The sequence below is a fragment of the Nonomuraea longicatena genome, from assembly GCF_039525605.1.
In the GTDB taxonomy this organism is placed as follows: Bacteria; Actinomycetota; Actinomycetes; order Streptosporangiales; family Streptosporangiaceae; genus Nonomuraea; species Nonomuraea longicatena.
The window spans coordinates 55,575-64,936 of sequence record NZ_BAAAHQ010000033.1; the positions used below are offsets into that span (position 1 = coordinate 55,575).

Annotated in this window: 5 protein-coding genes; 3 read left to right on the forward strand and 2 right to left on the reverse strand. The window is 70.2% G+C overall.

What is annotated here, in order from left to right:
* The first annotated feature begins 27 nt into the window (after positions 1-27).
* Complete coding sequence (gene dnaE / locus ABD120_RS27420; RefSeq protein ID WP_343952990.1) at positions 28-3,555, forward strand: DNA polymerase III subunit alpha; 3,528 nt, start codon at positions 28-30, stop codon at positions 3,553-3,555.
* Between the two features lie 36 nt (positions 3,556-3,591).
* Here the strand turns inward: dnaE and ABD120_RS27425 are convergent, their stop codons facing one another.
* Positions 3,592-4,224, reverse strand: coding sequence for a TetR family transcriptional regulator (locus ABD120_RS27425; protein ID WP_343952991.1), 633 nt, complete (start codon positions 4,222-4,224; stop codon positions 3,592-3,594).
* 61 nt (positions 4,225-4,285) lie between these two features.
* Here ABD120_RS27425 and ABD120_RS27430 point away from each other — a divergent pair, with 61 nt between their 5' ends.
* Together ABD120_RS27430 and ABD120_RS27435 are read left to right on the forward strand one after the other, a co-directional pair.
* Positions 4,286-5,167, forward strand: a complete 882-nt coding sequence (locus tag ABD120_RS27430) for an SDR family NAD(P)-dependent oxidoreductase (protein WP_343952992.1) — start codon at positions 4,286-4,288, stop codon at positions 5,165-5,167.
* Between the two features lie 514 nt (positions 5,168-5,681).
* Positions 5,682-9,080 carry a M28 family peptidase gene (locus ABD120_RS27435; protein ID WP_343952993.1) on the forward strand — a complete coding sequence of 1,133 codons (3,399 nt, stop codon included), beginning with the start codon at positions 5,682-5,684 and terminating at the stop codon, positions 9,078-9,080.
* Here ABD120_RS27435 and ABD120_RS27440 read toward each other — a convergent pair.
* The coding region (locus tag ABD120_RS27440; RefSeq protein WP_343952995.1) for a response regulator transcription factor at positions 9,032-9,362 on the reverse strand (331 nt) is incomplete at its 5' end. The two genes, ABD120_RS27435 and ABD120_RS27440, sit on opposite strands and share 49 nt — an antisense overlap.

A 9,362-nucleotide genomic window follows, 5' to 3' on the forward strand; every position in this document is an offset into this window, starting at 1 on the left:
CCACGTCCGTCCGGGAGGCGCCGCTCCATGTCGTCCAGCGACTCGTTCGTCCATCTGCACGTGCACACCGAATACTCCATGCTCGACGGGGCCGCGCGGCTCAAGCAGATGTTCAAACAGGTCGGCGAGCTGGGCATGCCCGCGATCGCCATCACCGACCACGGCAACATGCACGGCGCCTACGACTTCTACCGGCAGGCGACCGCCGCGGGCGTCAAGCCCGTCATCGGCATCGAGGCCTACGTCGCGCCCGAGATGCGGCAGAACAAGAAGCCCGTCCTGTGGGGCGAGCCCCACCAGAAGAAGGACGACGTCTCCGCGGGCGGCTACTACACCCACATGACGATCTGGGCGCGCGACAAGCACGGCCTGCACAACCTCATGCGGCTGTCCTCGCGCGCCTACACCGAGGGCTTCCACCGCAAGTGGGCCCGCATGGACGCCGAGATCCTCGCCGAGCACTCGGGCGGCCTCATGGCCACCACCGGCTGCCCGTCCGGCGAGGTCCAGACCAGGCTGCGGCTCGGGCAGTACGACGAGGCCGTCAGGGCGGCGGCGAAATACCAGGAGATCTTCGGCAAGGAGAACTACTTCCTGGAGATCATGGACCACGGCCTCGACATCGAGCGCCGCGTCCGCGACGGGCTCACCAGGATCAGCCGGGAGCTCGACATCCCGCCGCTGGTCACCAACGACTCCCACTACACCTACGAGGCCGACTCCGCCTCCCACGACGCCCTGCTGTGCATCCAGACGGGCAAGCAGCTGTCCGACCCCGACCGCTTCCGCTTCGACGGCTCCGGCTACTACATCAAGACCGCCGACGAGATGCGCGCCGTCGACTCCTCCGACCTGTGGGCCGAGGGCTGCCGCAACACGCTGCTGGTGGCGGAGAAGGTCGACCCCAGCGGGTTCTTCGAGCACAAGAACCTCATGCCGACCTTCCCCATCCCCGACGGGATGTCGGAGGAGGGCTACTTCCGCCAGGAGGTGTGGAAGGGCCTGGAGCGCCGCTTCCCCGGCGGGGTCGACGAGGAGCACCGCACCTGGGCCGAGAACGAACTCGGCGTCATCATCCAGATGGGCTTCCCGAGCTACTTCCTCGTGGTCGCCGACTTCATCATGTGGGCCAAGAACAACGGCATCCGCGTCGGCCCCGGCCGAGGCTCGGCGGCCGGGTCGCTGGTGGCCTACGCGCTCGGCATCACCGACCTCGACCCGATCCCCCACGGGCTGATCTTCGAGCGCTTCCTCAACCCGGAACGCGTGTCCATGCCCGACGTCGACATCGACTTCGACGAGCGCAGGCGCGCCGACGTGATCCGCTACGTGACCGAGAAGTGGGGCGCCGACAAGGTCGCCATGATCGCCACCTTCGGCACCATCAAGGCGAAGGCCGCCGTCAAGGACGCCGGGCGCGTCCTCGGCTACCCGTACGCGCTGGGCGACCGCGTCTCCAAGGCGTTCCCGCCCGCCGTCATGGGCAAGGACATCCCGCTGTCCGGCATCTTCGACAAGGACCACCAGCGCTACGCCGAGGCGGGCGAGCTGCGCAGGCTCTACGACGAGGACGTGGACGTCAAGGCCACGATCGACCTCGGTCGCGGCCTGGAGGGCCTGATCAGGCAGACCGGCGTGCACGCGGCGGGCGTCATCATGTCCTCCGAGGTGCTCACCGACTACATCCCGATCATGCGCCGCGACTCCGACGGCGCGATCATCACGCAGTTCGACTACCCGACCTGCGAGACGCTCGGCCTGCTGAAGATGGACTTCCTGGGCCTGCGCAACCTCACCATCATCGACGACTGCCTCAAGTACATCGAGGCGGACAACGGGCACCAGATCGAGCTGCTCGACCTGCCGCTCGACGACTCCAAGACCTACGAGCTGCTGGCCAGGGGCGACACCCTCGGCATCTTCCAGCTCGACGGCGGCGGCATGCGCACCCTGCTGCGCCTGATGCGGCCCGACAACTTCGAGGACATCTCCGCGGCCCTCGCCCTCTACCGGCCGGGCCCGATGGGCGCCAACTCCCACACCAACTACGCGCTGCGCAAGAACGGCCAGCAGGAGATCGTCCCGATCCACCCCGAGCTGGAGGAGCCCCTCAGGGAGATCCTCGACACGACCCACGGCCTGATCGTCTATCAGGAGCAGGTCATGGCCATCGCGCAGAAGGTCGCGGGCTACTCGCTCGGTGGCGCCGACCTGCTGCGCCGCGCGATGGGCAAGAAGAAGAAGTCCGAGCTGGACAAGCAGTACGAGTTCTTCGAAAGGGGCATGAAGGACAACGGCTACTCCGCCGCCGCCATCAAGGCGCTGTGGGACATCCTGCTGCCGTTCTCCGACTACGCCTTCAACAAGGCCCACACCGCGGGCTACGGCCTGGTCTCCTACTGGACCGCCTACCTCAAGGCCAACTACCCGGCCGCGTACATGGCCGCCCTGCTCACCTCCGTCAAGGACGACAAGGACAAGTCGGCGCTCTACCTCAACGAGTGCCGCCGCATGGGCATCAAGGTCTTCCCTCCGGACGTCAACGACTCCGACTTCGACTTCACCCCGCGCGGCACCGACATCCGTTTCGGCCTGTCGGCGATCCGCAACGTCGGCGGCAACGTCGTCGACGGCATCATCAACGCGCGCAAGGAAAAGGGCCGCTTCGGCGACTTCAAGGACTTCCTGCGCAAGGTGCCCGCCCTCGTCTGCAACAAGCGCGTGATCGAGTCGCTGATCAAGGCCGGGGCCTTCGACGCGTACGGCCACGTCCGCAAGGGCCTGGTCATGGTGCACGAGCAGGCCGTCGACGCGATCATCGACATCAAGAAGAACGAGGCCATCGGCCAGGATTCCCTGTTCGGGGCGATCGACGGCGGCGAGGACCAGACCTTCGACGTGCAGATTCCGGCGGGGGAGTGGGACAAGAACACGCTGCTGCAGTTCGAACGGGAGATGCTCGGCCTGTACGTCTCCGACCATCCGCTGTTCGGCGTCGAGCACATCCTGTCGGCCGGGGCCGACTGCTCGGTGGCGGCGCTGCAGGACGAGTCGCGGCCCGACGGGCAGATCATCACGGTGGGCGGCATCCTGACCGGGGTGCAGCGCAAGGTCACCAAGAAGGGCGACACGTGGGTGCTCACCCAGCTTGAGGACCTTGAGGGCGCCACCGAGGTGATGATCTTCCCTTCGGCGTACCAGTTGTGCTCGACGATCCTGGCCGAGGACGCGATCGTCTTCGTCAAGGGGCGCATCGACAAGCGCGAGGACGTCGCCAAGATCATCGCCATGGAGGTGACGGCGCCCGACCTGACCGTGGAGGCGGGCGGCCCGCTGACGGTGAGCCTGCCGCTGGGGCGGTGCACTCCGCCGGTGGTGTCGCGGCTGAAGGAGATCCTGACGACGCATCCGGGCACGTCGGAGGTGCATCTGCAGGTGCACAACGGGCCCAAGACGACGGTGCTGCGGGTGGAGGACCGGCTGCGCGTGACCCCGTCGCCGGCGCTGATGGGCGACCTGAAGCAACTCCTCGGCCCCGCCTGCCTGGGCGGCTGACCGCGCTCCCCTCACTCTCGGCCGGGGTTCCGGTGCTCACTCGGCCCCACGGGTGGCTGGATTCCGTGCGCCGCCCGGCGGTGCGTCCAAGGCGGCGGTGACGGCCTGGCGTACCAGTTCGGCCAGTGAGCGGTCCGGCGCGGCGTCGCGGAGGGCGCGGCCGGTCACGGCGAGGATCGCGCCGATCGCGGCACCGGTGAGGACGTCGGCCTCGAAGTCGTCCAGTCGCCCCTCGAACACCGCCACCAGTTCGGTGCTCCAGCGCTGCTGAAGGTCGGCGACCTCCAGCAGCGCGCGGGCGCGCAGTGCGGGAACGGAGGCGATGACGCGGACCCGGGCCAGCACGAGGTCGCGCGCCTCGGGATCCACGGTCCACCAGGGCAGGTCCAGCGCCTCGTGCAGCGCCCGCCGCAGAGCCTGGGCCGGAGTCTCGCCGGGACGGCGCTCGCCCAGGAGGCGGCCCGGCAGTTCGCTCTGGACCGGCCGGTCGGCGAAGATCACTTCTTCCTTGCTCGGGAAGTAGTTGAAGAAGGTCGCGGGTGACACCTCCGCCGCCGCCGAGATCTCCGCGACCGTGGTGGCCTCGTACCCCCGCTCCTCGAACAGTCGCAGCGCCACCTCCATCAGCGTCCGGCGGGTCCGCAGTTTCCGCTGCTCTCGCAATCCCATGCATCGATCTTATAGAACATCCAAACTTAGAGAGTCTCTAAGTTGGTGTTAGGGTGCCGGTATGGATCTCATCGGCACCACCGCGTTCATCACCGGAGCCGCCCAGGGCATCGGCCTCGGCATCGCCCGCGCGCTGGCGGGTCACGGCAGCAGGCTCGCCATCACCGACATCGACGGCACTGCCCTCGCCCAAGCCGCCGCCGAACTGGGCGAACAGACCGAAGTGGCCGCCTTCCACCTCGACGTGCGCGACCGCGCGGCCTACGCGCAGGTGGCGGACGAGGCTGAGGGGCGGCTCGGCCCGGTCACCGTCCTGTGCAACAACGCCGGGCTGGCGTTTCCCGAGCGGCCCGCGGACATGACCTACGAGCTGTGGGACCTCGCCCTCGACATCAACCTCGGCGGCGTCGTCAACGGCATCCAGACCTTCCTGCCCCGGATGCTCGGCCGTGGCGGGTCAGCGCACATCGTCAACACCGCATCAGCCGCCGGGCTGATCGGGGCGGGCGTCGGCCCGATGTACACCTCGTCGAAGTTCGCGGTCGTGGGTCTGTCGGAGTCGTTGCGCCACCAGCTTGAGAGTGCGGGGCACCCGATCGGGGTCACGGCGCTGTGCCCCGGCGGCGTCGCCACGAACATCGCCAAATCCTCCCGGACCCTGGTCGCGACCCAGAGCGGCGGCCCCGAACTCAGGCGGGCCCAGGGCAAGATCGACCAGCTCATGCCCAAGATCGACGCCGCCGTGGCGAACTTCGGCATCCCCGCCGACACCGTCGGCGACCTCGTGGTCGAGGCGATCAGGGACAACCGCCTGTACGTGCTCACCGACCGCGCCGGGGCCGACCTCGTCGCCGCCCGGACGCGGGCCATCCTGTCCGCGATGCCGGAAGCCGACCCGTCGGGCGGTCTCGCCGACGTCCGCGACGCCGTGCGCGAGCCCTGATCGACCGTCCCACGCGGCCGCGACGGGGCAGCTTTCCGGCCGTTTCGGCCCACCCCACCCATCCGTTACGGCGCAGCCACTCCACCCCCGCCCGCCGTCCCGGCTGACGGGCCTCTCCGGGCGCCATTCCTCTGACACCTCCCCACCGCGACGCCGCCCTGTTGCCCCCGTCCAGGGCGCCGGACACCTCCGCCCGAGGCGTCGGATCACCCCCGCCCAAGGTGCAGGGTCACCCCCGCTCACGGCGTCGGCCACTCCCCGATCCCACGAACGACGGCACCCCGGGGTGTCCGGTGATCCGGCTGCCCCCGCCGCCCTCTCGCGAGCTGACCACCTGACGTCGCACCCACCGCCGCCGCAGCCGCGCGTACGGCGTTTTGGTGGCATTTCCGTAGATATACCGATGGGTCTACGGATGTTTACCTGAAATAGACGGATCTACTGTCGAGCCCGCCACACCCCCGCCTTCCGGCCGGACACCCCGGTCGGGAAGGCTGCCTGAAAGGACCGGCGAGTGAGACGCAGATCCGTCCTCGCGGCAGTCGCCGGGCTGGCCACCACGGCAGCTCTGGTGATCAATCCGGCCGCAGCGGCGAAGCCACCCGGCGTCGTCGACCCCCAGCAGAGCCTGACCGCAGACCCCCGGAGCCTCGCGGCGAGCGCGGCCGACCGGGCCGTCGCCAGCGGGCTCGACGAGTTACGCAGGAGCCCAGAGGAGACGTACTGGCGCCGGGAGGTGACGCCCGGCGCCAGTGGCATGTTCTACGTCTCCTACGAGCGCACCTTCAAGGGCCTGCCGGTCGTCGGCGGCGACGCGGTCGTCGTCACCGACTCGGCCGGGCGGGTGCGCGACACCACCGCGGCCTCGGGGCCCGGTCCGAGCGGGCTGGCCGTCCAGCCGAGTGTGAGCGCCGAGCGCGCCGCCGAGACGTCCAGGAAGCGCCTGCAGCGGGTGGAGACCAGCGAGGCCCCACGCCTGGTCGTCCTGGCCTGGGGCGCGCGGCCGAAGCTCGCCTGGGAGACGGTCGTCGAGGGCGTCGCCGACGGCAAGCCCAGCAAGCAGCACGTCTTCGTGGACGCCCGTACCGGCCGCGTGGCCGACTCCTACGACGAGGTGCGCGCGGGCACCGGCAACGGCTACTACTACCCGAGCGTCACGATCGACACCAGCCAGGCGACCGGGACGTACCGGATGGTCGACACGACCCGGCCCGGTCTGCAGTGCGGCGGGCAGAACGGCCAGCCCTACACCGGCCCCGACGACACCTGGGGCAACAACGCGGGCACCGACCTCGAGTCCGCCTGCGTGGACACACTGTACGGCGCGCAGAGCGAGTGGAACATGCTGCGCGACTGGCTCGGCCGCAACGGCATCGACGGCCAGGGCCGCGCCTTCCCCGCACGTGTGGGCCTGGCCCAGGTCAACGCCTTCTGGAACGGCAGCTACACGAGTTTCGGCCGTTCGCAGGACGGCCAGCGCCAGGTCACCCCGATCGACGTCGTCGGCCACGAGTACGGGCACGCCATCTTCCAGACGACCCCGGGCGGCGCCGGTTCCGGAAACGAGAACGGCGGGCTGAACGAGGCCGCGGGCGACATCTTCGGCGCGCTCACCGAGGCCTACGCCAACCACCCGAGCGACCCGGCGGACTACGACGTCGGCGAGGAGGTGAACCTGGTCGGCAGCGGCCCGATCAGGTACATGTACGACCCGTCGCGCGCCGGCGACCCGAACTGCTGGTCGACGCAGATCCCGAGCACCGAGGTGCACGCGGCGGCCGGTCCGCTGAACCACTGGTTCTACCTGCTGGCCGAGGGCAACGCGCCGGGCGGCGGCAAGCCGAACAGCCCGATCTGCTCCGGCGGGCCGAGTTCGGTGACCGGCGTCGGCATCCAGAAGGCCGGCAAGATCTTCATGGGCGCGCTGGCCAGGAAGACCTCCACCTGGCGCTATGCGAACGTGCGCTCGGCGTCGCTGGCGGCGGCGGTCGAACTGTACGGCGCGAGCAGCCCCGAGTGCGCGAGCACGAAGGCGGCCTGGAACGCGGTGAGCGTGCCGGTGCAGACCGGTGAGCCGACCTGCGAGGGCGCCTCGCAGGACTTCTCGATCTCGACCAGCCCGGGTTCCGGGTCGGTGACGCAGGGGCAGTCGGCCACCACCACGGTGGGCACCCAGACGACGGCGGGCGCCGCGCAGACGGTCGCCCTGTCGGCCTCGGGCCTGCCGACCGGCGCGAGCGCGCAGTTCAGCTCGCCGTCGGTGACCTCGGGCGCGAACGCCACGCTGACGATCGCGACGACCTCGGCCACCCCGCTCGGCACGTACACGGTCACGGTCACCGGGACCGGCCAGACGGCCACGCACACGGCCTCCTATCAGCTCACGGTTACCGGCGGCGGTCCCGGCCCGTCCGACCCGCCGGACGTGAGCCTGGCGAACGTCAAGGCGCACATCGCGCAGTTCCAGTCGATCGCCACCGCCAACGGCGGCAACCGCAGGTCCACCAACCCCGGCTACACGGCCTCCGTGGCGTACGTGGAGCAGAAGCTGACCGCGGCGGGCTACGCGGTCCGCAGGGTCGCCTGCGGTTCGACCTGCACCTCCGGCGCCGGCCCGAACCTGATCGCCGACTGGCCCGGCGGCGACGAGAACCAGGTCGTCATGGCGGGCGCGCACCTCGACGGCGTCGGCGGCGGCCCCGGCATCAACGACAACGCCTCAGGCTCCTCCGCGCTCCTGGAGGTCGCGCTGACGCTGGCGGCGCGCAACCCCGCGCTCGCCAAGCACGTCAGGTTCGGCTGGTGGAGCGACGAGGAGCAGGGACTGAACGGCTCCGAGGGCTACATCGCCTCGCTGACGGCGGCCGAGCGCGGCCGGATCACCGTCTACCACAACTACGACATGGTGGGCTCGCCCAACGGCGGCTACTTCATCAACAACATCAACACCGCGGCGGCGACGCACCTGAAGGCGTTCTACGACGGGCTGAACATCCAGCCTGAGGAGAACACGGAGGGCGCCAACCGCTCGGACGACGCCTCCTTCCGCAACGCGGGCATCGCCACCTCGGGCGTCGCGGCGGGCGCCAGTTACACCAAGACCGCCGCGCAGGCCGCCAAGTGGGGCGGCACGGCGGGCCGCGCCTACGACTCCTGCTACCACGCCTCCTGCGACAACAGCACCAACATCAACGACACCATCCTCGACCGGGCCTCGGACGCGGCCGCCTTCGCGATCTGGCGGCTGGCCGTGGGCAGCCCGTCCTCACGTGACTTCTCCGTGGCCGTGAACCCGGCCTCGGCCGGCGTGCAGGCGGGTCAGTCGGCGACGACGACCGTCGCGACCCAGACGACGGCGGGCACCGCGCAGACGGTCAACCTGTCGGCCGCGGGGCTTCCGACGGGCGCCAGCGCCCAGTTCAACCCGGCCTCGGTCACCTCGGGCGGCAGTTCGACGCTGACGATCGCCACCACGGCCGCCACCCCGGTGGGCACGTACCCGGTGACGGTCACCGGCGTCGGCGAGACCGGCACGAAGACCGCGGTGTTCACCCTGACCGTCCAGGGCCAGGGCGGGCGCACCTTCCGCAACGACACCGACTACCCGATCAGGGACTTCGGCGTCGTGCAGAGCCCGGTCACCTCCACGGCCACGGGCGGCGCCCAGTCGCCGGTGCGGGTCACGGTCACGAGCAACCACACGTGCATCGAGGACCTCGACATCCGGTTGCGCGGCCCGAACGGCACCTGGCACCAGATCCGCACGGCGGGCGGCACGTCCTGCTCCGTCTTCGGCACCAGGACCTTCTCGGTGCCGGTGACGCAACAGGCGGCCGGCCAGTGGGTGCTCTACATCGCCGACGTCTACTCCCTGGACACCGGCGTGCTCGACTGGTGGTCGGTCACCGTGTGACCGCCTCGCGGTCCCGGCTCCCCGGCCGGGACCGCGACCTCGGTGCGCGAGCGCACGCCGAGCTTGCGCAGGACCGTCGCCACATGGGTCTCGACCGTCCGGCGGGACAGGAACAGCACCTCGGCGATCTCCTTGTTCGTCCGGCCGAGCGCCACGAGCCTTGCCACCTCGCGCTCTCGCGGCGAGAGAACCCCCTCCCTCCTGCCGCGCCGCGCGGGGATGGCCAGGCCGCACTCGCGCAGCGCGTGCCTGCACCGGGCCGCGTCCCTGGTGGCGCCGAGC

What these genes read in the sequence shown, in the direction of transcription:
- dnaE (WP_343952990.1), top strand. Translation starts at nt 28, where the DNA reads ATGTCGTCCAGCGACTCGTTCGTCCATCTGCACGTGCACACCGAATAC.
- ABD120_RS27425 (WP_343952991.1), bottom strand. Translation starts at nt 4,224, where the DNA reads ATGGGATTGCGAGAGCAGCGGAAACTGCGGACCCGCCGGACGCTGATG.
- ABD120_RS27430 (WP_343952992.1), top strand. Translation starts at nt 4,286, where the DNA reads ATGGATCTCATCGGCACCACCGCGTTCATCACCGGAGCCGCCCAGGGC.